24 protein-coding genes are annotated in these 24,373 nt (G+C 28.2%); 5 read left to right on the top strand and 19 right to left on the bottom strand.

The features are described 5' to 3' along the window. The first annotated feature begins 133 nt into the window (after positions 1-133). Both ANASTE_RS08225 and ANASTE_RS08220 read left to right on the top strand, forming a co-directional pair. A complete protein-coding gene (locus tag ANASTE_RS08225) occupies positions 134-886 on the top strand; it encodes a threonine/serine exporter family protein (protein ID WP_007050541.1) in 753 nt (250 codons plus the stop codon). A 1-nt stretch (position 887) separates the two neighbouring features. After that, positions 888-1,346, top strand: coding sequence for a threonine/serine exporter family protein (locus ANASTE_RS08220; RefSeq protein WP_007050540.1), 459 nt, complete (start codon positions 888-890; stop codon positions 1,344-1,346). 72 nt (positions 1,347-1,418) lie between these two features. Here ANASTE_RS08220 and ANASTE_RS08215 read toward each other — a convergent pair whose 3' ends face one another. The 12 genes from ANASTE_RS08215 to ANASTE_RS08160 form a co-directional block, all read right to left on the bottom strand. Beyond that, positions 1,419-2,879, bottom strand: coding sequence for an FAD-dependent oxidoreductase (locus ANASTE_RS08215; protein ID WP_039945407.1), 1,461 nt, complete (start codon positions 2,877-2,879; stop codon positions 1,419-1,421). Between the two features lie 104 nt (positions 2,880-2,983). Next, the gene (locus ANASTE_RS08210; protein ID WP_007050538.1) at positions 2,984-3,766 is read right to left on the bottom strand and encodes an EFR1 family ferrodoxin; all 783 of its coding nucleotides are present in this window, start codon (positions 3,764-3,766) and stop codon (positions 2,984-2,986) included. Between the two features lie 448 nt (positions 3,767-4,214). Further along, the gene (locus tag ANASTE_RS08205; protein ID WP_007050537.1) at positions 4,215-4,760 is read right to left on the bottom strand and encodes a ferredoxin domain-containing protein; all 546 of its coding nucleotides are present in this window, start codon (positions 4,758-4,760) and stop codon (positions 4,215-4,217) included. A gap of 33 nt (positions 4,761-4,793) precedes the next feature. Next, positions 4,794-5,561: a sulfite exporter TauE/SafE family protein gene (locus ANASTE_RS08200; protein ID WP_007050536.1), complete on the bottom strand. Its 768-nt coding sequence runs from the start codon at positions 5,559-5,561 to the stop codon at positions 4,794-4,796. A gap of 48 nt (positions 5,562-5,609) precedes the next feature. Then, complete coding sequence (locus ANASTE_RS08195; RefSeq protein WP_007050535.1) at positions 5,610-6,041, bottom strand: MarR family winged helix-turn-helix transcriptional regulator; 432 nt, start codon at positions 6,039-6,041, stop codon at positions 5,610-5,612. 62 nt (positions 6,042-6,103) lie between these two features. Continuing rightward, entirely contained in the window at positions 6,104-6,571 is a 468-nt protein-coding gene (gene ybaK / locus ANASTE_RS08190; RefSeq protein WP_007050534.1) for a Cys-tRNA(Pro) deacylase, read from the bottom strand. A gap of 105 nt (positions 6,572-6,676) precedes the next feature. Then, entirely contained in the window at positions 6,677-7,324 is a 648-nt protein-coding gene (locus tag ANASTE_RS08185; protein ID WP_039945402.1) for an ABC-2 transporter permease, read from the bottom strand. After that, complete coding sequence (locus ANASTE_RS08180) at positions 7,305-8,168, bottom strand: ABC transporter ATP-binding protein (protein ID WP_007050532.1); 864 nt, start codon at positions 8,166-8,168, stop codon at positions 7,305-7,307. The genes ANASTE_RS08185 and ANASTE_RS08180 overlap by 20 nt, the downstream gene beginning before the upstream one ends. A 19-nt stretch (positions 8,169-8,187) precedes the next feature. Continuing rightward, positions 8,188-8,604, bottom strand: coding sequence for a helix-turn-helix transcriptional regulator (locus ANASTE_RS08175; protein ID WP_007050531.1), 417 nt, complete (start codon positions 8,602-8,604; stop codon positions 8,188-8,190). 204 nt (positions 8,605-8,808) lie between these two features. Then, positions 8,809-9,510 (bottom strand): ABC transporter permease, encoded by a 702-nt coding sequence (locus tag ANASTE_RS08170; protein WP_007050530.1) that lies wholly within the window; start codon positions 9,508-9,510, stop codon positions 8,809-8,811. Beyond that, entirely contained in the window at positions 9,510-10,370 is an 861-nt protein-coding gene (locus ANASTE_RS08165; RefSeq protein ID WP_007050529.1) for an ABC transporter ATP-binding protein, read from the bottom strand. The genes ANASTE_RS08170 and ANASTE_RS08165 overlap by 1 nt, the downstream gene beginning before the upstream one ends. Before the next feature lie 144 nt (positions 10,371-10,514). Further along, positions 10,515-11,117, bottom strand: a complete 603-nt coding sequence (locus tag ANASTE_RS08160) for a TetR/AcrR family transcriptional regulator (RefSeq protein WP_007050528.1) — start codon at positions 11,115-11,117, stop codon at positions 10,515-10,517. A gap of 205 nt (positions 11,118-11,322) precedes the next feature. Here ANASTE_RS08160 and ANASTE_RS08155 point away from each other — a divergent pair, with 205 nt between their 5' ends. After that, positions 11,323-13,419: an efflux RND transporter permease subunit gene (locus ANASTE_RS08155; RefSeq protein WP_007050527.1), complete on the top strand. Its 2,097-nt coding sequence runs from the start codon at positions 11,323-11,325 to the stop codon at positions 13,417-13,419. After that, entirely contained in the window at positions 13,409-15,079 is a 1,671-nt protein-coding gene (locus ANASTE_RS08150; RefSeq protein ID WP_007050526.1) for a hypothetical protein, read from the top strand. The genes ANASTE_RS08155 and ANASTE_RS08150 overlap by 11 nt, the downstream gene beginning before the upstream one ends. A 156-nt stretch (positions 15,080-15,235) precedes the next feature. Here ANASTE_RS08150 and bilS read toward each other — a convergent pair whose 3' ends face one another. The 5 genes from bilS to ANASTE_RS08125 all read right to left on the bottom strand — a co-directional run bounded on the left by bilS (position 15,236) and on the right by ANASTE_RS08125 (position 22,120). Beyond that, positions 15,236-15,739 carry a flavodoxin family protein BilS gene (gene bilS / locus ANASTE_RS08145; protein ID WP_007050525.1) on the bottom strand — a complete coding sequence of 168 codons (504 nt, stop codon included), beginning with the start codon at positions 15,737-15,739 and terminating at the stop codon, positions 15,236-15,238. Positions 15,740-15,777: 38 nt separating this feature from the next. After that, the gene (gene dnaN / locus ANASTE_RS08140; RefSeq protein WP_007050524.1) at positions 15,778-16,884 is read right to left on the bottom strand and encodes a DNA polymerase III subunit beta; all 1,107 of its coding nucleotides are present in this window, start codon (positions 16,882-16,884) and stop codon (positions 15,778-15,780) included. A gap of 192 nt (positions 16,885-17,076) precedes the next feature. Beyond that, a complete protein-coding gene (dnaA, locus tag ANASTE_RS08135) occupies positions 17,077-18,447 on the bottom strand; it encodes a chromosomal replication initiator protein DnaA (protein WP_007050523.1) in 1,371 nt (456 codons plus the stop codon). 554 nt (positions 18,448-19,001) lie between these two features. Continuing rightward, a complete protein-coding gene (gene secA, locus ANASTE_RS08130) occupies positions 19,002-21,500 on the bottom strand; it encodes a preprotein translocase subunit SecA (RefSeq protein ID WP_007050522.1) in 2,499 nt (832 codons plus the stop codon). A gap of 131 nt (positions 21,501-21,631) precedes the next feature. After that, positions 21,632-22,120 carry a hypothetical protein gene (locus tag ANASTE_RS08125; protein WP_007050521.1) on the bottom strand — a complete coding sequence of 163 codons (489 nt, stop codon included), beginning with the start codon at positions 22,118-22,120 and terminating at the stop codon, positions 21,632-21,634. A gap of 233 nt (positions 22,121-22,353) precedes the next feature. Between ANASTE_RS08125 and dcd the strand changes: the two genes are divergently transcribed. Then, the gene (dcd, locus tag ANASTE_RS08120) at positions 22,354-22,875 is read left to right on the top strand and encodes a dCTP deaminase (RefSeq protein ID WP_007050520.1); all 522 of its coding nucleotides are present in this window, start codon (positions 22,354-22,356) and stop codon (positions 22,873-22,875) included. 115 nt (positions 22,876-22,990) lie between these two features. Here dcd and ANASTE_RS08115 read toward each other — a convergent pair whose 3' ends face one another. Both ANASTE_RS08115 and ANASTE_RS08110 read right to left on the bottom strand, forming a co-directional pair. Then, complete coding sequence (locus ANASTE_RS08115) at positions 22,991-23,470, bottom strand: SAM-dependent methyltransferase (protein ID WP_007050519.1); 480 nt, start codon at positions 23,468-23,470, stop codon at positions 22,991-22,993. A gap of 56 nt (positions 23,471-23,526) precedes the next feature. Beyond that, positions 23,527-24,351: a MerR family transcriptional regulator gene (locus ANASTE_RS08110; RefSeq protein ID WP_007050518.1), complete on the bottom strand. Its 825-nt coding sequence runs from the start codon at positions 24,349-24,351 to the stop codon at positions 23,527-23,529. Positions 24,352-24,373: the final 22 nt, after the last annotated feature.

Here is a 24,373-nt window from a genome sequence, read left to right as displayed (position 1 = left end):
AAAATAGATGACAATAATAATTGTCATCTATTTTAATTTATAGATATAATATAAAAACATAAAATAAATATAGTAAATAACCATAAATATTAATATAATAATAAAGATTTTATATATTTTGAAAGGACATTAAATGCAAAGTACTAAACTGGTTTCAAATATATTGGATATAGGTGAAATGCTTCTTGTATCGGGAGCTGAAGTAAGCAGAGTAGAAGATACTATGATACGTCTAGGAACTTCTTACGGCTTTAAAAAAGTAGATGTATTTACCATTACATCTACGATAATACTGACTATACACCTTCCAAATGACGAAATAATAACACAAACAAGAAGGATCAAAAAATATAACACAAATTTTGAAAAGGTTGAATACCTAAATCAATTATCAAGAGATATATGTTCAAAAAAAGTTAATATTTCAAAAGTTGAAAAGGAAATTAGAAATATAGATAAAACTAAAAATTATCCTAAAGTTTTACATTTATTCTCTTATATAGCCATTTCATTTGCTTTTTCAGTCTTTTTCGGAGGGATTTTTTCAGATGCTGTGGCTTCGGGAATAACAGGATCAATTTTATTTATTTTACTTGAGCTATTAAATAAAGTAAACATGAACAATATAGTCATAAGCCTTTTATCCTCTACATTAACTGCTTTAAGTGCCGTTACGCTATCTAATATAGGTATAGGAAGTAATATAGATAAAATCATAATAGGAAATATAATGCTTTTAATTCCCGGTATACCTCTTACAAATTCTTTAAGAGATTTAATCAACGGAGATATAATATCCGGTTTATTGGGACTGCTTGAATCTCTGCTTAAAGCTGCCGCAGTTGCTCTGGGGTTCTCTCTGATACTAATACCAATGGGAGGTTAACATGATAGAAAGTCTAATTCAAATACTGATGGCGTTAATAGGTTCTGTAGGATTTGCAATACTATTCAATATAAAAAAAGACAAAATTTCTATTATTGCTTTCGGAGGAGCAATGTCCTGGATTTGTTATTTGTTTTTTTACAGTTATAATGCAAATAAAGTAATAAGTTTATTTATATCAACTTTCATATTATCTATATTTGCAGAAATCATATCCAGAAAAATAAAAACTCCGGTAATAATTATTCTAATACCGATACTGGTTCCTTTGATACCCGGAGGAGATTTATACTATACAATGTATAATTTGGTCACCGACAATATGGATAATTTTATTTACTTTTTTAATTTGGTTATAAAAGAAGCAGCGGCGATTTCTTTTGGTATCATACTTGTTACTTCAATAATGCAGATAATTACAAAACTAAAAAAATATTATATAAGAAAAAGACCCTACTGATAGTTAAGGTCTTTTTTAGCGGGCACTACACCTGCTTCGCAGATTCCGCGCCCTAATAAATTCATTTATGATTTACTGTTTCTTTTCTATAAACTCCAAATTTTCCACACTCGGATCATTGATTATATTACCCATATAATCAAACCTCGAACCATGGCAAGGACAGTCCCATGATTTTTCATCGGGATTCCAAGATAGTTCACATCCTAAATGAGGACACTTTGTAGAAACTATATAGCACTTTCCGTCTTCATCTTTATACACTCCGACTTTCTTTCCATTATACTTAACGACTCCTCCGTGTCCCAAAAGCAGTTTATCAAGTTCGGTATTTGGTATATTGAGAAATTCCTTAGATAGTCCCTTTATGGAATAAGGACCTTCTTTAATAGCTGACTTTGCAACACCTTTGGTATCAAATCTGCTTGGACAAAAAATACTGTTTTTATTATCAAGACCATTCGATATCATATCGGCAATTATATCACTTCCGAACATCGAAGACGTCATTCCCCACTTATTAAATCCCGTAAGTACATAAATGTCTTTCAGTGAATCTGAAAATAAGCCGATATAAGGAACTTTATCTATACTCATACAGTCCTGAGTCGAATAATGACCGACTTCATTATAGTTTTTGTCAAAGGTTTTTAGTTTTTCTCTGAGTAAATTATATTTATAGCCCTCTTTATTTCCTCCCGTCCTATGCTTTTCTCCGCCGAATAGTAAATATTTGTCATAACTTCTGAAAGAATATCCTTTTTCATCTACATTTAAGTATATATTTTTAAGTTTCTTTTTATTTTCACATATTAAAAAATATGATCTTTCTTGGTGCATTCTTAAAAAATAATATCCGGGACTGTTTACAAAAGGGTAATGACAGGCAAATACTATTTTATCCGCTTTGACTTTATATCCTTTATCGGTAGTCAATAATTTATTTTGTTCATCAAATTCTTTGATAAAAGTATGATCATATATCTTTAAATCCTTTATTATATGTTTCACAAACTTTAAAGGATTAAATTTTCCTTGATTTTTATATTTTATTGCTCCCTTAATACCTTTTGGAAGCTCACTTTCTTCTAAATACTCACATTCCAAATTACATTTTTTAGCCGCTTTAAATTCTTCCTTTAAATTATAATCATATAAAGCGGAGTAAAGATAAGAAGAGCATTTTTCAAATTCACAATCAATATTTTCTTTATTTATCAATTCTTCATATTCGTTTATCGCTTTTTTATTACAGTCAGCATATTCTACTGCTTGTTCTAAAGAAAAGTTATCTATTAAATAATTATAAATAAGTCCATGTGCCAAAGATATTTTACCTGTCGTATACCCTGTTGTACCCGAACATATTTTATCTGCTTCAAAAATTACAGCATTAAGTCCCTTTTCCTTTAATTTATAAGCCGTTAGTATACCCGCAAGCCCTCCTCCGATTATAGCTATATCAACATTTATATTACTTTTCAAGCTTTCATAATCAGGTAAATCCGTAGTGTTTTTCCAAAGTGCATCCATAATAAATACCTCATAATATTTTTTTATAATTATTGACGCATATATTAAATTTATAACATTATAAATTAAAAAAGCAGTTATAATCACTGCTTTTAAAAATTATATTATTCTATAAAAAAATCATTATTCTTTCTGTTTTCACATACTTTCTTAAGCTTTTTTTTCGATGCAGCAAGCATGACCTTATTAACACTTCTTGCATTGTTCGGACATATTTCTATACATCGCATACAGGAAATACACTTTTCTTTATCCGTAAGTTTTGGATTATCTAAGGGTATTGCTCCAACAGGACATCTTTTGGCACAAAGCCCGCATTCACTGCATTTATCCGAAGCTTTTGGTTTGATGGGTACTCCGTTATATTCTTTATAAGGATAATTTCCGGGAATATTAACTTCTCCTTTGATTTCATCATTATCAGCTAAATAATCTTTAACTTTTTTAGAATATGTAATCAATTCTTTTTTATCATCTTCATCCGGACGTCCCTTACCATAAATATGCATAATTGAATGTTCTGCTACAGCCGCAATAGCGGAAAAGCATAAAAACCCATTATCGTTAAGAGTTTCTTTAAGTTCCAGTAAAGTATCATCATATGCTCGGTTACCGTAAGAAACTACGAGTAAAGCAGGAGTATGATCACCTTTTATCTTTGAGATATTATTCATTGCAGCATTTGGTACTCTCCCTCCAAAAGATGGAACAGTTATTATACATAGTTCGTTACTTCCAAATTCGTATTTTCCATAATCTTCATTATAAATGGAAATATCTATATTTTTAACCTTATCGTTTTCCCAAACTCCGGCAATTATCTTTGCAATTTTTTCACTCCCTCCGGTAGGACTGAAAAATAAATTATTTACCTTTGATATATTCATATTATTATCCTCTCTTATTTATTATAGTTTCGATATCTTAAAAATGATATAAATGTTTTATTGAAATGCTGTAGAAATTTAAATAATAATTTATATATTCTTTACTCATTTTATTATATTAATATCTTAAAGTACTTTTAAATCATAAAAAAACGCAGTCATTGATATATTTGTTTTTTGATAAATCCCCTACCCTAAAACAGAATTTACCTCAGTTGAATATCATATTAAATAAAATAATCTGAATTATTTTATCTTGAAATCTGATAAGACTATATCTGTTCTTATTAAAAGTTTTTAATATAGTTTCTTTTTATCAAATATCAAACATATAAAATCCTTTAATTAATATATTGACTATTATAGATTAAATAAATATCCTATTCAATATGTTAAAAAAACAGGATTTAATAAAAAAAGACAATTATATATTGCCTTTTTTATTTCTTTATTTTTTAACTCTATCAAAGAAAGGACTTTTTCCACTGACACTTATAGGAATTCCTTCCCATATAATATCTTCACCTTCAGCATAATTCATTTCTTCGGCGACTTTACCTATGGAAAACATAACTCTGCTGTCTACCCTGTTATCAGCGGCAATGGAAACAGCAGAACCAATGGCAATACCGAGATCGATAGTATTAAAAGCACATCTTCCACCCATTTTTTTATTTTCACCGCAGTTTTTAAATCCGCAGAAAGAACAATGAGGAAGTCCTGTATAAGCTCTTTTCACACCTATCAATACAACAGCTCCCGCTGTTCTTAAATTTCTGCCGTCTCTCACATAATGTCCTTCGGTTTCACCAAATTCTCTTAAATAAACTTCTTCCATTTTATCGGCAAGTTCATCTTTTTCTTTTCCTGTGAGCACAACAGTTACAATGTTATCCACACCTTTTGTCTTTGGTGAGGTCCTTGCAGCGGCACACATCTTAGCTGCAGTTTCCAAAACAGCTTTTTCTTCCATTTGTTTTTCATTGTAAATCATTTTTTATCTCCTTTTTATTTATATAAAATATATTTATATAATTTTTACAAGTATCATTGAGAGTCCAAGAACAGCAAGTACTATCCCTGTTATTCTGTTTAATTTTTCCGGAGTTGATTTATTAGCAAATAATGCTGCTACTCTGGCACCAACAAATGTAGCAATTATACATGTTATAAGTGCAGGGATATCCGGAGCTGAACTTATAGCGGTATGAGACAAGAAACCGGTAAATGCAGTAAAAGTCATAATAAACACGCTCGTACCCACAGCAGTTTTAAGTTCATATCCAAGAACACTGGTTAAAATAAGAAGCATCATCATACCTCCCCCGGCACCTATAAAACCGCATATAAAACCAATCAGTATTCCACAAATAACAGAACTTACAGCCATTGACTTTTTATCTTTTTTCTCCAAGTTTTCTTTGGTAGTCATAACGGGTTTTACTATAAATTTAATACCCAATAAAAATGTCATGAATACAGAAAAACTTCCCATTGTGGAATTTGGGACTATTGAAGCTATATAGCTTCCAACTACGGTAAATATCAAAACAGCAATAAGCATTATAACTCCGTTTTTGATATCTATATTTTTATTTTTATAATATATGTAAGCAGAAACTGCAGAAGCTAAAACATCTGAAGCCAACGCGATTGATACCGCTTCATACGCATTAAATCCCAAGAATGTAATGAGCATCGGAGAAATTACCGCTGCCGCAGAAAGACCTGCCAGCCCGGTTCCTATCCCTGCACCCAGACCTGATATAATATAAATCAAATAACTAAAAATCATAAAAACCTCACAATATAAATTTACTTAAATAAAATGCTGCGTAATATACTAATTATCAATATCTAATTTATTTAAACTATCGAAAGTTTTTAGTAAATTAGTAAAATTTTCTTTACCTATTTTATTTTCGATATCTTTCTGAGCTTCTTCCCATAATGGTATTGCTGAATTTAGAGTTTTTTTTCCTTTTTCGGTAAGTCTGACTTTTTTATTTCTCTCAAATTTTTCCGATATATCTTCTATTAATCGCTCTTTAAATAAAGACTTTAAATTTCTAACTACAGTAGTTCTTTCCAAACCTACTTTTACGGCAATCTCACTTACCGAAGCAGGTTCTATCTTGAGTATATTTTTAAGTAAAGAAAACTGATTTATGGTAAGACCCGCTTTTTTTAAATAATTATCATAATACTTTGTAATTGAATTTGCCGCTCTTCTAAAATTAATACAATAACAGCTATGTTTCTTCAAATTATCCATTTTTTAACCTTTCGTGTATATACACTATAACATCTGATGAAAATTTTGTCAATATCTTTAATCTATACTATATCTTCAAGTTTAAATTCTATAACTTTCTTCAAGTCATCTAAATTAACTTCGACTTGATATCCGACTTTACCGGCTGAAAATATAAAAGTATCAAAATCTTCTGCGGTTTTATTTATAACCGTAGTAAAAAACTTTTTCATACCTATAGGGGAACATCCTCCATGAACATAACCGGTAAGCGGTAAAAGCTCTTTTTCTTTTATCATACTAATAGACTTTTCTCCAACACATTTTGCTGCCTTCTTTAGATCAAGTTCCTTATTTACAGGAATGACAAATACATAATTTTCTTTTGATTTACCTATGGTAACAAGAGTCTTAAAAACCTGATTTTCATTTTGATTTAAATACTTAGCTACTTCTGTCCCGCTTATAGCACCTTTCTTTTTATATGAATAACTTTTATATTTAATTTTCTTTTTATCCAATATCCTCATCACATTAGTTTTTTCGCTCATAATTGACCTCTTTATCAGTAATTTAATATAAAGTTTAGCATATGAGTATTATTCTTTCAATTTTATTAAATAAAAAAACACCTTATTAAAATAAGGTGTTAAGTTTTATAAATCTACTTTTTTAAATTCTTTTACGGATTTTCTATATGTAAAGATATTAGATACACAAAATATCATTATACTAATAAATAATAATATTAATTTCCCAAATAAGAATATACTATCGGGAGTATCTATATAATTCATTACAAAGGGAACGATATGTGTAGATGATTCAATTATTATCATAAGTATAGTAGAAAATATCGAAGCTATAAAAAATGAATAACCTACTTTATTTACATTTTTATAATAATTTGTAAAAAATACATAATTGTATATACTATATATTAAAAATCCCATTGCCAATAAAGAAATATTTGCATCAAGTCCTGCCAAATTAGGTGAGTATATAAATATATTTTTTATTATTATAAAAGGAACAAGTAATAATATCTGAGCTGTTTCTATTAAAGAAACAAATAATATCCTTGATTTTACAAGTTCACTTCTATCTATAGGAAGAAGCATTGAATAATATATATCTTTAGTTTCTCTTCCGTTTAAAGATATAAAGAATACTCCAAGAATACTATAAAAAAATATGACCATATATGGATAATTTGGTATCAGTACCATTGATGACAGTAATAAAAATATATATGTACTGGGATGAATTGCAAGTTTAAATTCTTTATATAATATATTTTTCATCATTTTCGTCCCTTTCTAAGTGTATCATTATACTTTCTAAATCAGTATTCATTACCTCATAATAATCTTTTACATCATCGCTGCATCTTATTATTCCTTCATATCCGTATTTCGTTCTCTTTATACCAATAAGATTTTTATTATCCTCCTTGGTATAATAATCCTTTTTTATCCTTATACATTTAAATTCATTTATCAAATCATCATAGGTTTTGTTTAATATGATATTTCCGTTTTTTATATATATGATATTATCCGCACATCTTTCCAAATCCGATGTTATATGAGTTGAAAAAAATATAGTCACTTTTTCTTTTTCTGCCAAATCTAAAAATATATCCAAAAGTTCTTCTCTGGATACAGGATCCAAACCGCTTGTAGGTTCATCAAGTATCAATAATTTTGCATTGTGAGAAAGAGCAAGTATAAGAGAATATTTAACTTTCATTCCTTCGGATAATTCACTTGGTTTCTTATTTTCATCAATACCAAACTTTTTTATATAATACATATATGATTTATCGTCCCAGTTACTATAAAATCGTTTCGTAACGGAAGTTATAACTTTGATAGGTTCTAAAGAATAATAATCTATTCCTCCGCTTACAAAACCTATATATTTTTTTATTTTATTTATATTGTCTCTATTATACTTTTCAAAAAAAGTTACATTTCCGTTATCTATTTTAATAAAATTCATTATGGATTTTATTGTAGTCGTTTTTCCGGCTCCGTTCCTTCCTATAAATCCTATTATTTTTCCTTCATCAAGAGAAAATGATATATTTTTAAGCTCAAACTTTTCATACTTTTTATTTAAATTTTCTATATTCAATACTTTCATTTTTTATGTCCTTTTCTTATTAATCTTTTAATATTTCATCTGTTATAGGTTTAAATATTTCTGTCTTGGCAAGAGCCAATCCTTTATTTATATCACCTAAAAATATAAGATAATCACCGGGGTTGATATTAAAAATATTTCTTGCTTCTTTAGGTATAACTATTTGTCCTCTGTCTCCTACTTTTACAGTACCAAATAAATATTTTCCTTCATCATCATCGGATTTATCATCAACATCATCAAGTAAATACCTTACCAATGTATCGATTGTTATAGAGTAAACATTAGAAAGCTCCAGTATACTATATAAATCGGGTATACTTTCTCCTTTCTCCCACTTGCCTATAGCTTGTCTGCTGACACCGATTTTCTCCGATAACTGTTCTTGAGTTAAACCGTTATTTTTTCTTAAGTCTTTTAAATTTTTGTAAATCATAACTCTTCTCCTTAATTCAAAAGTATAAATTTAATATAGAAAATTTAAAACCAACTAATATTTACATTTATGTTATATTTAGTTGCAAAATATAATTTAAATATATCATTATTTATTGAATAATAATATTATTATTTCTATCTTAATGATTCTTATAAAATAAAAAAGACAGGTATTAACCTGTCTAAAAAATACTATATATTATTAATCCGATAATTTTTTTTGATTGTAAACAAATACGAATACAGTTGCCAGAACTACCAAATTGACCATCATAATGGAAATCCTTAGGAATGTAAAGTTATTTGCTATATCAAATATAATGGTCATCAACTGACCGCTGTATAATCCCATTGCTATTGTAGATAAAAATCCACTTCCAGTACCTGAAGCAATAAGAGGAACAAGTGCAAATAAAATAGTTATAGGTGTACTTGCAGCAGCTACATTAGAACCGGATTTAACTATAACACCGATAATAGCTCCAAGTATAGTTGAACATAATATACCAAGCATTACTACAAGTAAGAACTGAGGTATATATACAAGCTGTAAATTTAAAAGAGGTAAGAATAAACACGAAGTAACTATATTAAGTACAAATACAAAACTTCCCACCCCAAGTAAATACTGTAGCGGTTTTACATTTGAGAGTATCAAAACTCTTAAAGTTTGTTTATCTTTTTCCTCTGCTATAAGAGCAGCTGTTATCATTAAAGGTATCATAGATATATGCATTGTAAGGAAAATAAGAGGATTTGTTCCTGCATCTCCCTTCATCATTGCTGTAATCAAATACCCAAATACAGGAAAAAGTAAGAATAAAAATACTATCCTGTTGCTTCTGAGTGCATCTTTAATTTCTTTAACAAAAATTGCTTTTATTTTTCTAAGTGATGTTGACATTATATTAACTTCCTTCCTGTAAGCGAAATAAATACTGTTTCCAAATTAGGTTCAGAAGAGTGAATAGATACGACTTCATTTTTTCTGAAATGATCTGCTACTTTATCAGCACACTCACTGTTATTTAAATATCTTACTGTATTACCTGATTTAAGAAGTAACTCAACTTCATTTTTCTCATTATACTGTCTGCATAATTCTTCGGGAACACCATATTCTACTATGACACCTTCATTAAGTAAAGCTACATGATCGCAAAGTTTGGTAGCTTCTTCCATGTTATGAGTAGTCAAGAAGATAGTGGTTCCTTGTTCTCTAAGTTCAAATAATAATTTATGTACTTTTTGAGCTGTCAAAGGATCCAGACCGCTTGTAGGTTCATCCAAAAATATAAGTTCCGGTTTATGCAGTATAGCCCTTGCTATAACAAGCCTTTGTCTCATACCTTTCGATAAGTTACCGGCTTTTTCCCATTTTGCATCTGCCAAATCTACTTTATCAAATACATCGTGAACTTCCTGTCTTGATATATTATGTAAATCAGCAAAGAAAAGTATATTATCAAAACAAGTAAGTCTTTCATAAACTCCGCTGTCATCAAGAACCATACCAATTCTTTCATAATCCGCATCTTTAAGTCTTATACATTCTTTACCAAATACTTCCGCTATACCTAAATCTGAAGGTATCTGACCTGTAAGGATTTTTATTAAAGTAGTTTTACCTGCTCCCGAAGGACCGAGAAAACCTAAAATCTCACCTTTACTTACATTAAAAGTTACATCTTTTAATGCTTCTTTTTCACCGAACTTTTTATTTACATGTTCGAGCTTAATAATTATGTTTTTATCTTTCGCCATACAATACCTCGTACAATTTTACTTTATTATTAAAGTGATTTTTAAAACTTATATCCCATTATATATTGTTTAAAATCAGGAGTCAACAGTTTTGAAATTTACATTTTTTTTCAATTAAAAATAAGACTATAATACGGAATAGTCTTATTTTTTTATAATATGATTATTTATTATCGAATTTATATCTTTATACAAAAACTTTTTAAGTACTTCAAGTTTTACCGGTTCATTATATAAAATTACATTATAACAAGTTGAATTTACAAATTCCAAAATAGTATAAAGCATAAGTTCATGATTATCAAATTCATATCCCGAACTATTTATCAAATCATCAAAATAATTTTTAAATTTATTATCTTCCTCATTATCCTCTATGATTACTTTTTTGAATACGGCCCAGCTTAAGTTTTTAGCAATAAAACTCAACATAATAGGATTGTTATCCAAAAAATTAATTATGTAGTCTACTATAAATATTATTCTTTCATGGAATTCATTTATATTTTCTTTTTCCAATGCTAATTTAGCGGCATTAAAAATTTCCGTAGACTTATTGAATATAAGAGTATCATTGATATCATATTTATTTTTAAAATATAAATAAAAAGTTCCTTTGGCAACTTTAGCTTTTTTAGTTATATCCGATACAGATGTTTTCTCTATCCCTTTTGTTATAAATAAACTAAATGCAGAATCCAAAAGAGCATCTAATTTTAATTTTTTTTTATCTTCAATAATACCCATTTTTATCTCTCCTTATTTTAAATATTATTATAATAACTGCGGAAAGTCAATCTTTAAATAAACTTAATTGACCATTAGTCATTTTTTTTATATATTATTATTGACTAACGGTCATTTTAGTATTATAATCTTCTACAGTAATAAAATGACTATTAGTCATTATTTAATATATACCTTCATATATTAAATTTAAGGAGGAAATTATATGATAAAAATATCTGAAAAAATAGTAAAAAATAAAATACTTATTTTAATAATAAGTTTGCTTTTATTGATACCGTCAGTAATCGGATTTGTTACTACAAGGATAAACTATGATATATTATCATATCTGCCTAAAGACCTTGATACCATGAAAGGTCAGGATATACTTATGGATGAATTCGGTAAAGGCGGATTTGGCATGTATGTAGTCAAAGGAATGGAAGATAAAGACATATCAAACTTAAAAACAAAAATAGAAAGTGTAAAAGGTGTTGAATCCGTAATATGGTACGACGATATAATGGACACATCAGTACCTAAAGATATACTTCCGGATAATATATATAAAGAATTTAATAATAAAGAAAATAATGAAACATTAATGGCAATTTTCTTTAAAGGAAGTATGGGTTCGGATGAAACAATGAAAGCAGTAGAAGAAATAAGGAGTATATCCGATAAACAATGTTTCCTAAGCGGGATGTCATCTGTAATAACTGATATAAAACAAGTCGTCAATCAAGAAACTGTGATCTATGTAATAATAGCAGCAATCCTTACATCTATAATATTGGCTGTTTCAATGGATTCATTTATGATACCGGTATTCTTTTTATTAAGTATTGGAATGTCCATATTATATAACCTTGGAAGTAACTTCTTTCTCGGAGATGTATCTTTCATAACAAAAGCATTGACAGCAGTTCTTCAGTTAGCAGTAACAATGGACTATTCTATTTTTCTATATCACAGTTATCAGGAAGAACTTCAAAATTATGATACTAAAAATGAAGCAATGGCAAATGCCATAACGAATACATTTACTTCAATAGTAGGAAGTTCGGTAACTACTATAGCAGGATTTTTGGCTCTTTGTTTTATGACATTTACTCTTGGTCTTAATCTCGGAATAGTAATGGCAAAAGGTGTAGTAATAGGTATAATATCATGCGTTACGATATTACCTTCATTGATACTTACCTTTGAAAAGACTATCAATAAGACAAAACATAGAAACTTTATGCCAAATTTTGATAGGTTATGTAGTTTTATAGTTAAAAATTATAAAATATTCGCTTTACTATTCGTGGTAATATTAATACCTTCAATATACGGATATAAAAATACAAAGGTTTATTACAATCTTGCAGATACACTTCCTGCTACAACAGAAAGTATAGTTGCAAATAATGCATTAGTTAAAGATTTTGATATAGGTACAACACATATGATACTCACAGATAAAAATTTATCAAGAAAAGATACCTATAATATGATAAATGAAATAAAAAATATAAAAGGAATAAAAGATGTATTATCACTGGATTCTATAGTAGATCCTTCGATACCTGATGAAATGATACCAGGTAATGTAAAAGACTTATTGGAAAGCGATAAATATAAACTTATAATAATAAACTCATCTTATAAGACCGCATCAAATGAAGTTAATAATCAAATAACGAGTATAAACAATATAACAAATAAATATGATAAAAACTCTCTTGTAATAGGAGAAGCAGCATGTACAAAAGATTTAATAGATATAACGGACAGAGACTTTAAAGTCGTAAGTTATATATCAATAATAGCAATACTTATTATAATTGCATGCGTATTCAAATCTATATCACTTCCGGTTATACTGGTTTCAATTATAGAATTTGCCATATTCATAAATATGGGATTACCTTTTTATACAAATACGACAATACCATTTATAGCTTCAGTTGTTATAGGTACTATACAGCTGGGAGCTACGGTAGATTATGCAATTCTTATGACCACGAGATATAAAAGAGAAAGAACTAATGGACTTAGTAAAAAAGAATCTGTGACGATAGCACTTAAAACATCTATAAATTCAATCATAGTAAGTGCTTTAGGATTTTTCTTATCTACTCTCGGAGTTTCTGTTTATTCTAAGGTAGATATGATAAGTTCTCTATGTACACTTTTATCGAGAGGTGCGATCATAAGTATGTTTACTGTCATATTCATGCTTCCATCAGCATTAATGATATTTGATAAACTAATAATAAAAACAAGTTATAAATTCAATATAGGTAATAAAGGAGAAGTTTTAAATGAAAAATAAAAATAAAATAATTGCGGGAGCTTTATCTTCATTACTTGTAATTTCTGCATTTACTCCAAGTATATTTGCAAAAAGTTCAAAAGTAACTAAAGAAGAAAGCGTATATGTGATTGCAGATCAAAACGGTAATATAAATAAAAAAATAGTAAGCGACACTTTAAAAAATACAAATAAGGGTGAAAAAATAGAAGACAAATCAAGTTTAAGTGATATAAAAAATATAAAAGGAAATGAAACATTTAATAAAACTTTTTCTAAAGTAGTATGGAACAGTGAAGGAAAAGATATAACATACCAGGGTACTTCAAACAAAAAACTTCCTATAAGTGTAAAATTATCATATTATTTAAACGGAGAAAAAGTAAGTGCTGAAGATATAGCACATAAATCAGGAAAATTAAAAATAAGATTTGATTATAAAAATACGACATTTAATAACAGTCCTTTTATGATAGTTTCGGGAATGATTATGGATTCAAAGAAAGTAAGTAATGTAAAAGTTACAAACGGTAAAGCAGTTGATGAGGGTAACAATACATTGATTATGGGATACGGTTTTCCGGGAATGGATGAATCATTGAGTATGAAAGGAGTAGATATACCTTCATATTTAGAAGTAAGTGCTGATGTAAAAGACTTTACTTTTGACGGTAGTATGAGCTACGCTACAAATGAACTCTTTAACGATATAGACTTAACTGATGTAGACAGTTTAATGGATTTAACTAATTCTTTAAGTAAGCTTTCAAATGCTTCAAACAGCCTTGTAGAAGGTTCGGATGAATTATATAAAGGAATTACTACTTTAGTGGATAAATCAGGTACACTAACGACAGGAGTAGATAAATTAAATAAGGGTGCTAAAAAATTATCAGAAGGAAGTAAGCAATTAAAAACAGGAGCAACGGATTTAAAAAACGGAGCAAATACACTATCAAATAATATAAATAAATTGTCATCAAATGTAAAAACGGCAAAAGAAGGAAGTTCAACATTAAAAGACGGACTAAATACGGCGGGAAACTCTTTAAATCAAACTATATCTTATAATGAACAAGTAAAATCAGGTATTGATACTATGATAAGTCAATTAAAAAATGCAGATCCGTCAAATCCAATGATTACTAAGCTTGAAACAATGTCAGCTACACTGGATCAAACTATTAATGGACAAAAACAAATAGTTTATAATTTAACCACTTCAGATACAGTAAACGGGAAACCAACATTAATGAAAGGAACTTCAAATCTAGAAAGCGGATTATCACAAATATATGACGGAAGTAAATTATTAAAATCACAGGGTAGCGATAAAATAGCAGCCGGCGCAAATGATTTAATAAATAAAGGTATAAATCCATTGATAACAGGTAGCAGTGAATTAAGCGAAGGACTAAACACTCTTCAAAAAGGAAGCAGTCAATTGATCAGCGGTATTAATAAATTACAAAAAGGTTCTAAACAATTAAAAGAAGGTATGAACCAATTTGATAAAGAAGGTATAAGTAAACTTGTGGAAGCTGCAGGAAGTATAGATAATTTAAAAGCCAGACTTCATACAACTATAAATAAAGCTAATGCTTATAATAATTTTTCAGGAATATCAAATAATATGAATGGAAGCGTTAAATTTATATATAAAACGGAAGCTATAGAATAAAATTATTAAATTAATATATATGAATATTTTATAAAAAAAGGATTTATTATACTTAATAAATCCTTTTTATTTTTTTCTTATATTTATTTTATCGGTATCACTCACTTTAAAGCCATTATCAGCTTTTATTTAACACAAAACAAATTTTATAAGTAATTACATATATTTAGTTAAAAGTCCTTCAAAAGCTTTTAAATCTTCTTCATCAGGATGAGAAAGAGCATTATCAAAATTTTTGATCATTACTTTTATATTTTCGTCATCAGGATTTGTTTCCAAAGATTTTTCATATCTTTTTCTTATGCCAATCCCCATTTTACCTTGACACATAAAATAATCTATCACTTCACAGCTTTCATTGATATCTTCTTTTACATTATTTATGATTTTTTCATAGTATTCCTTGTCACTCATAAAACCTGCTGTACCGAACAATATGATTTTTTTATTTTCTATTTTACTTAATAGTTCTTTTATATTGTCTGTAGCACCGCCTTTATCGGTCCAAAATCCTACAATTATTATATCTTCATTATAGTCAATATAATTACCTTTATATTCTTCAAAATTAACTATGTCTTTTTTTAGTATTTCATAAGCTTTTTCGGCAAGTAACTTCGTATTTCCCGTTTTTGATTCATAATAAATACTATATTTCATTTTAATTCTCCTTATTAAAAAAGACCATAAGGTCTTTTTTAGTTTGATATTCTAACAGGCATTATTAAATAAGTAAACTTATTTGAGCTTACAGGTTTAATCAAGCATGGACTGTTAGAACTATTGAATTCAAGTATGACTTTTTCATCTTCAATAACTTTAAGTGCATCTATAACATATCTGCTGTTAAAAGATATATCCAAATCCTCACCGCTTAAATTTATATTTATATTTTCTTCAACATTGCCGTAAGCAGATTTGCTTGTAAGCAATAAATTATTATCGGTGAAATGAAGAGTTATTAAATGAGCTCTTCCTTCATCAGATATTATTGCAGCTCTTTCACAAGCCGATAATAACTCATTTTTATTCATTTTTACTATTGTTTTACTTTCTTTAGGAAGAAGATTGCCGTAATCGATAAATTGTCCCTGAAGCAGGCTGGATACCAATTGAGTTCTTCCTATATTCGCAACAAACTTTTTATCATTAATATTTAGGAATACATCGTCATCGTAATTAGTAAGTATTTTATTAAGTTCGTTCAATGTACTTGAAGGAACTACACACTTAATATTATTCATATATCTCTCTTTTGATTGTTCACTTCTTATAGCCATTCTAAATCCGTCAATTGCAACAAATTTAATATCTTCATCATTATTTTCTATTAGTATACCCGTAAGTATAGGAGAAACGGAATCGGAAGTTGCACATGCAAAAGATGTTTCTTTTATCATATTTCTTATGACATGGTTGTCCATTTTTATAAAATCATTTATATTATAAACTTCTTTATTTGGGAATGTTCTATGATCCATAGCTGTAATATTAAACTTTGAATTTAAACAAGTTAATTTAATATTATTATTTTCATCCGCATCTATTTCAACTTCACCGTTATCAAAACTTCTGACTATATCACTTAGTATCCTTGAATTTATTAAAAGTTTACCTTCTCTTATTACTTTAGCATCTATTATCGTTGATATCTGTATTTCTTTATTTGTTGCATATAAAGAAAGTACATCATCATAGCTTTCAAGTAGTATTCCTTCCAAAGATCCTACATTTCTAAGAGTCGTTGCTTTACTTACCGTTATAAGTGCTTTTAAAAATTCATTTCTATCAACTTTTATGTTCATTTATTAGTATCCTTTCTGTTATAGAATTAACTGTCATTTTATCTTTATAGAATTATTAATTATTAAAGAGTAATAGTATTAGTAGTGTTGATAATGTTGATAAGTCAAAAATCTATTTTTATCAGCTGATTTCGACTGTTTTTTACTGTTAATAATCAATAATTTTATTAGGATAACTATCTTAATAAGTTGTTATTTACTGTTTTTTATTTCAAGAGTTATCTTCTTTATCTCTTCTTCAAGTGTTCCGTTTGTCTTAAGTTCTTCCTTTATTTTATCATATCCGTGGATTACTGTCGAATGATCTCTTCCTCCGTAGTAATCACCTATTGCGGGAAGAGAACTATCTGTAAGTTCTCTGGATAAATACATGCTTATTTGTCTAGGAAAAGCTATATTTTTAGTTCTCCTTTTTGATAAAATATCGGCTTTACTTATATTATAATAATCACAAACCACCTTTGTAATCAAATCCATAGATATTTTTTTATCGCTTATATCAATTATATCTTTTAATTGTTTTTTTACAAGGTCTAATGTTAAAGGTTTGTTATAAAATTCATTGAGTGCCATTACTTTTAATAATAAGCCTTCGAGTTCTCTTATATTGGATTCTATATTTTCCGCTATATAATTAAGTATTTCGTTGCTTACCTGATAATTTTCTTCTTTTGCTTTCTTTCTGAGTATCGCAAGTCTTGTTTCAAAATCCGGCATAGATATATCACATATCAATCCAAGAGAAAATCTGGAACGAAGTCTGTCTTCAAGGTGAGGGATTTCTTTTGGAGGTTTATCTGATGTTAGTATTATTTGTTTATTTGAACCTTGGAGTGCATTGAATGTATGGAAAAATTCATTTTGTGTTTCATTTTTTCCTGCTATAAATTGAATATCATCAATCAATAATACATCTGCATTTCTGTATTTATTTCTAAACTGTACATTTGTTTTATTTTGTATAGCATCCAAGAATTCATTTAGGAATTGTTCACTTGATAATAAGACTACTTTTTTTGTAGGGTCTTTTCTAAGTATATGTTGTGCAATTGCGTGCATTAAATGGGTTTTTCCGAGTCCAACTCCCCCGTATATAAAAAGAGGATTGTACTTTTTAGCAGGAGCATCCGCAACAGCTAAAGAAGCTGCGTGAGCGAATCTGTTATTTGGACCTACCACAAAAGAATCAAATGTATATTTGGGATTGAATTGTATGTAAGAAGTATTATATACATTATATTCCACACTCGGTTTAGGTTCTGCCGCTGCAATTTCATCTATAGCCTCATTTTCGCTATAAACCATATCATTTGATGAAGCGACTACGAATTTAACTTTAATATATCTTTGAGTATAATATTTTAAAGCATTTTCAACCAATACTGCATATTGTCCTTCAAGTAGTATTTTATTTCCTTCGTCGGGAACTTGCAGAAAAAATGTATCATTTTCATAAGCTAAAGGTGTTATTGATGTTTCGAAATATTCTTTAAACACAAAATCAGATAATTCATCTTCTAAATATTCCAGTGCATTGTTCCATAATTCTGTTTTAAAAGACATTTTAACCTCCAAGTAGTAATATAAATATCAATAGTAAAAAAACATATACAAATGTAAAAAACTTATAATTCAACTTATAAATTTTATTAACATTTAAGTTATCAACATATAAACGATCTTTGAATTAGCATATTTTCCTAAAAAAGCAGAAAAAAAATAGGCTTATTAATAATTTACCCACAATAAATGTTAATAACTTCTATAATATATGTAGATAAGTGGTCTTTTTATCTATTATAACAAAAAATGCTAAATTATCAACATTTATTTTATGTGTTATAAACAGTGTAAATATACTATATTTCTACTATATATGCTATTATTTTTATGATTAAGTAATGCATTTTGTGTTTTATAAATATATTGGTTATAAAATAGGTTAAAAAAATATTATTAAAATTTATGTTAATAATAAATATACTTATTCAAATATTATTTATAAGTATACTAATAATAAAAGTTGAAATATAAATAAATTAATTTTTTATTCAATCTGATTAAATAAAACAAATTAAATAATTAAAAAAGTCCTGATTTAAATCAGGACTTTTTTATTAATTTTGATTTCTTCCGCAGCATTTTTTATATTTTTTTCCGCTTCCGCATGGACATGGGTCGTTTCTTCCGACTTTATTTTTATTTACTACCGGTTTCTTTTTAGCCGGTTCTTCTCCATCATTTACATACATTTCTTTAGGTGCTTCGTTTACGATTTCTTCAACTCTTTCCATATGAAACAAGTATTTAACCGTATCTTCTTTTATTACTTCATTCATTTCTTCAAACATACCAAAACCTTCTTTTGTATACGCTTGAACAGGGTCTACCTGTCCGTAAGCTCTAAGGTTGATACCTTGTTTTAATTGGTCCATATTATCTATATGTTCCATCCAGTTTGAATCCACTACTCTTAAAAGTACAAGTCTTTCAAGTTCTCTGAGTTCCTGAGTCGAAAATTCTTCTTCTTTTTTCTTATATAAAGAATATACTGCTTCTTTTATTATATCTTTTAATTTTTCTTTACTGTCTATGGAACTATCAAATTCCATTTTAATGTCAAAGATATTAAATATATTTTCTTTTATTTTATCGTAGTTCCAATTATCCGTAAAGTGTTCTTCTGTCGTAAAAGATTCAACTATATTATCGATAATGGAGTCTATCATTTCTCTTATTGCATCGGATACATCTTCACCTTTAAGTACTTTCTTCCTTTGATCATAAATAACTTTTCTTTGTTTATTCATTACATCATCGTATTGAAGTACATATTTTCTTATTCCGAAGTTTTTACCTTCTATTTGCTTTTGAGCATTTTCTATCGTTCTTGTAAGCATTCTGCTTTCTAAAGCTTCATCTTCTTCCAAGTTCGTTTTACTTGCAAAATTTTGTATTCTTTCTCCTCCGAAAAGTCTCATTAAATCATCTTCGAGGGAAATAAAGAATTGTGAAGAACCCGGATCTCCCTGTCTACCCGACCTACCACGAAGCTGATTATCAATTCTTCTGCTTTCGTGTCTTTCTGTACCTAGTATATGAAGACCGCCTAATTCTTTAACACCTTCTCCTAGAACTATATCGGTACCTCTACCTGCCATATTCGTTGAAATTGTAACTGTTCCCATCTGTCCGGCATTTGCTATGATTTCGGCTTCTTTTTCATGGAATTTAGCATTAAGTACACTATGTTTGATACCTTCTCTTTTGAGAAGTTTACTTAGTCTTTCACTGTCTTCTATAGCTATCGTACCGACCAAAATAGGCTGACCTTTATCATGTCTTTCTTTTATTTCATTGATGATTGCTTTTTCTTTACCTTTTTTTGTTGTAAAGACTGCATCTCTCATATCTTCTCTGATCAGAGGTTTATTTGTAGGAACTTGAAGAACGTTCATATTATATATTTCTTTAAATTCTTCTTCTTCCGTCTTAGCTGTACCTGTCATGCCGGCAAGTTTATTGTACATCCTGAAATAGTTCTGGAATGTAATAGTAGCAAGTGTAACACTTTCTCTTTCTACTTTAACTCCTTCTTTTGCTTCTATTGCCTGATGTAATCCTTCGGAATATCTTCTTCCTTCCATGATCCTTCCGGTAAATTCATCTACGATTAAAACTTCTCCGTCTCTTACAACATAATCTCTGTCTCTGAACATCAATGTATTAGCTCTTAAAGCTTGATTTATATGATGCTGAAGTTCCATATTGTTTATATCGGATAGATTTTCAATATTGAATGCTCTTTCGGCTTTTGCTATACCTTTTTCGGTTAAGTTACAAGTTTTTTCTTTTTCGTCAACCGCATAGTCCTCTTCTTTTTTAAGAGTTTTAATGAATGCATTTGCGTCATAATATCTTTTAGTGCTTTCATTTCCGCTTCCCGAAATGATAAGAGGAGTTCTGGCTTCATCTATCAAAATACTGTCCACTTCATCCACAATGGCATAATTCAGATCTCTTTGGACCATTTCATCCATTTCGGTAACCATGTTATCTCTTAGATAATCAAAACCGAATTCGTTATTTGTACCATAAGTTATATCCGCTGCATATGCTGCTTTCTTTTCTTCAAACTCTAGACCGTGAACAATAAGTCCAACGTTTAATCCCAGAAAATTAAACATTTTTCCGTTCCATTCACTGTCTCTTTTTGCCAAATAATCATTTACTGTTACTATATGAACACCTTTGCCATCAAGTGCATTTAAGTATGCTGGAAGTGTTGCCATCAACGTTTTACCTTCACCTGTTTTCATTTCGGCTATATTTCCCTGATGAAGAATGATACCCCCTATCAGCTGAACTTTAAAATGTCTGAGTCCGAGTATCCTTGTTGATGCTTCTCTTACCGTAGCAAAAGCTTCTACAAGCAAATCATCCAATGTTTCCCCATTGGATAATCTTTCTTTGAATTCTATAGTTTTATGTTGTAGATCCTCATCGCTTAAAGCAGAATATTCATCTGCCAATGCTTCTATTTTATCTGCAGTTTTTTCTAATTTTTTAATTTCTTTAGTATCTAAAGATTTTGCAACCGCTCCAAGTAATCCCATTTATAAATCCTCTCTTTTAACGATTTTCGTAAATTATATTGTATCATACTATAAGTTAAAAAATGTAAAATTTAAGCAAATTTTAATATAAATAAATGATTTATTAGTAAATTTTAAGTATTATAAGTTACTTATTTGTTGTCGTATCTTTTTAACACTTCTATATTCATTAAATAATAATTTGCAAAGTCAAAAAGGTCATCTTGAGATACATCCATTTCATATAAAATATCAAAATTAATGTCATCAAGATTTTCTATATTGGATTTTTCGGTTTTATTGATATTTCTTTTACCTTTTACTTTTTCTTCCGTAACCATATCGTAAGTTATTTCAGATAGATTTTTATTTTTTATAACGGCATATTGATCATAATTACTGTAATAAAAAATTACTATATAATTATTTTTATCTAAAGGATATTCATTAAAAGAATATTTTGTAACATTATTGTTTTCGGATAAATAAAATTTAAATATATATTTATTAAAATCTGTTGTGTAATATAAATTCAAAGCATTATTTTTAATTTCAAAATTATAATCAGAATTTTTTATTCTATTATAGATTTCTTTTCCATTATTACTGTCATATTTATAATTGAGTCCTAATGTAATCAAAATACCTATAATTATAATTATTAATAAAGGAACAATTAATAAAATAAACTTTTCTTTCTTGTATTTTTCCTATTTTTTATTTCCCTGATAATATATGTATATAAATATTATAGCATATAGGTAAATAAAACCTTAAAATAATACAATGTTTTTTATTCAAATATAATTGTTTATGTTATACTGTCTTTAATATATCTTGACTATAAATATTTATTGTATATGAGGTGTTAATAATGATATTATCAGGAAAAGAAATTGAAAAACATATAGGAAAAGAAATAATAATAGAACCGTATGATAAAAATAGAATAAATCCTAACAGTTATAACCTATCTTTATCCAATGAGCTGCTTGTTTATGATAATGATTTACTAGATATGAAAAAAGAAAACAAAGCTTCGAAAATCGTAATTCCGGAAGACGGACTTATATTGGAACCAAATAAACTATATCTCGGCAGGACAAATGAATTTACAAAGACGGATAAATTTGTTCCTATGTTGGAAGGGCGTTCTTCAACTGGTAGGTTAGGTTTATTTATTCATGTTACGGCAGGATTTGGTGATATTGGTTTTGCCGGATATTGGACACTTGAAATTTTTTGTGTTCAGCCTATCAAAATTTATCCTAACGTGGAAATATGCCAAATTTATTTTCATGATATCCATGGAGATTATGATTTATATTCAAGCGGTAAATATCAAAACAATACGGGGATACAGCCTAGCTTGATGTTTAAGGATTTTGAAAAGTAAAATTAAATACTGCTTATTTAATAAGCAGTATTTTTTATTATTCATTTTATATTTTCTATATTTAATTTTATAAGATAAAAAATTATTATATAAAAAGAAAAGCCAATTATGTAATTTAAAAATTAAATTCATTTTCCCAGTTAAAATCTGCCGATTCTTCAATGCTTTTTGGCCAGTGTTTACACCAGTAAGGTACTATGGGATTTTTAACCCTGTCTAGGCTTGGCGTATACGGTTTTATATCTAATATCGGACTATTATTATAAGCGTCTATATAATAAGTCTTTATTATTCCCTCATTTAAGTCTATATCCGCAATATCTATAACAGATAAGGCTATTGGATTTGGTCTGAACGGTGAACGTGTCGCAAATGTCCCCATTATTTCTGGAGAATTTTTATATGGACTTTCGACTTCTATTATATTTCTATATTCTTCTTTATCACTTTCACTGAACCACCAGATTATTTCTGCATGAGAAAAATCGCTTAGTTCTTTTAATCCCGAAATATATTCTTTATCCAGCCTGATATAAATGATATCATTATTTACTTCGATTTTACCTATAGGATTTACTGTTAAATTTTTATTCATTTTATTATACCTCCGTTTCCTATATTCGCAGTATAATCCTTCACACGGTGTGAGGGTCAAGAATTTTTTATAAGCGGGATTTGAAGTTCTGTTAAATATTTATCGGGCTCACTGTTATTAAACGGACCTATATGGCATATTTGTCTTGTAGGGTTTTTGATTTTATAATAATTATGATTTTCCAGCCACTTTGCAAAATTATAATAATACTTTCCTATATTACTAAAATCGCCGTAGACCATTATTGAAGCCATGTTTTTTATTTCTTCAGATTGTATGTATTTAAAATTACCGTCATTTTGATTTAATCTATTTACAGACACTCCTACCGCTGTATCTACATTATTATCTTTATGTTCCTCATCGTAAAAAAAGGTTATATATTTAGGATCTTTTTGTATTTTAATGTTATTTTTAGTTATATAATCGGTTAATTCTTTCCATAATTCACTTTCATGAAAATATGTTTTTATTTTCTTTCTGAGTATGAGCATATTATAACTTGGGATTTTCTTTATAATTATATTTGAATTTATATCAAATTTATTTTGATTTATATCTTTTAAAGCAGTATCAATTTTATTTATTTTTTCTTCAAGCTCATAAATTTCATCATATATATTTTTCTTTTTACTATTTAGTTCATCAATAAAAACCTGTTCATTCTCCTTATTTAAGATTTCTTTTATTTCTTTTACCGGGAAATTCATATCTCTTAACAGTAATATTTTTTGAAGTGTTTGTATTTGTTCTACAGAATATGATCTGTAGTTTGTAAATTTATCTACATTCATAGGTTTCAATAAACCTACTTCATCATAATATCTAAGCATTCTAACGGATACTTGTGTCAATTTAGAGAATTCTCCTATTTTAAACATTTTAAATCTCCTTAAAAAAATA

The organism is Anaerofustis stercorihominis DSM 17244 (assembly GCF_000154825.1).
GTDB classification, from domain to species: domain Bacteria; phylum Bacillota; class Clostridia; order Eubacteriales; family Anaerofustaceae; genus Anaerofustis; species Anaerofustis stercorihominis.
This window is presented reverse-complemented; position numbering and strand designations above follow the sequence as displayed.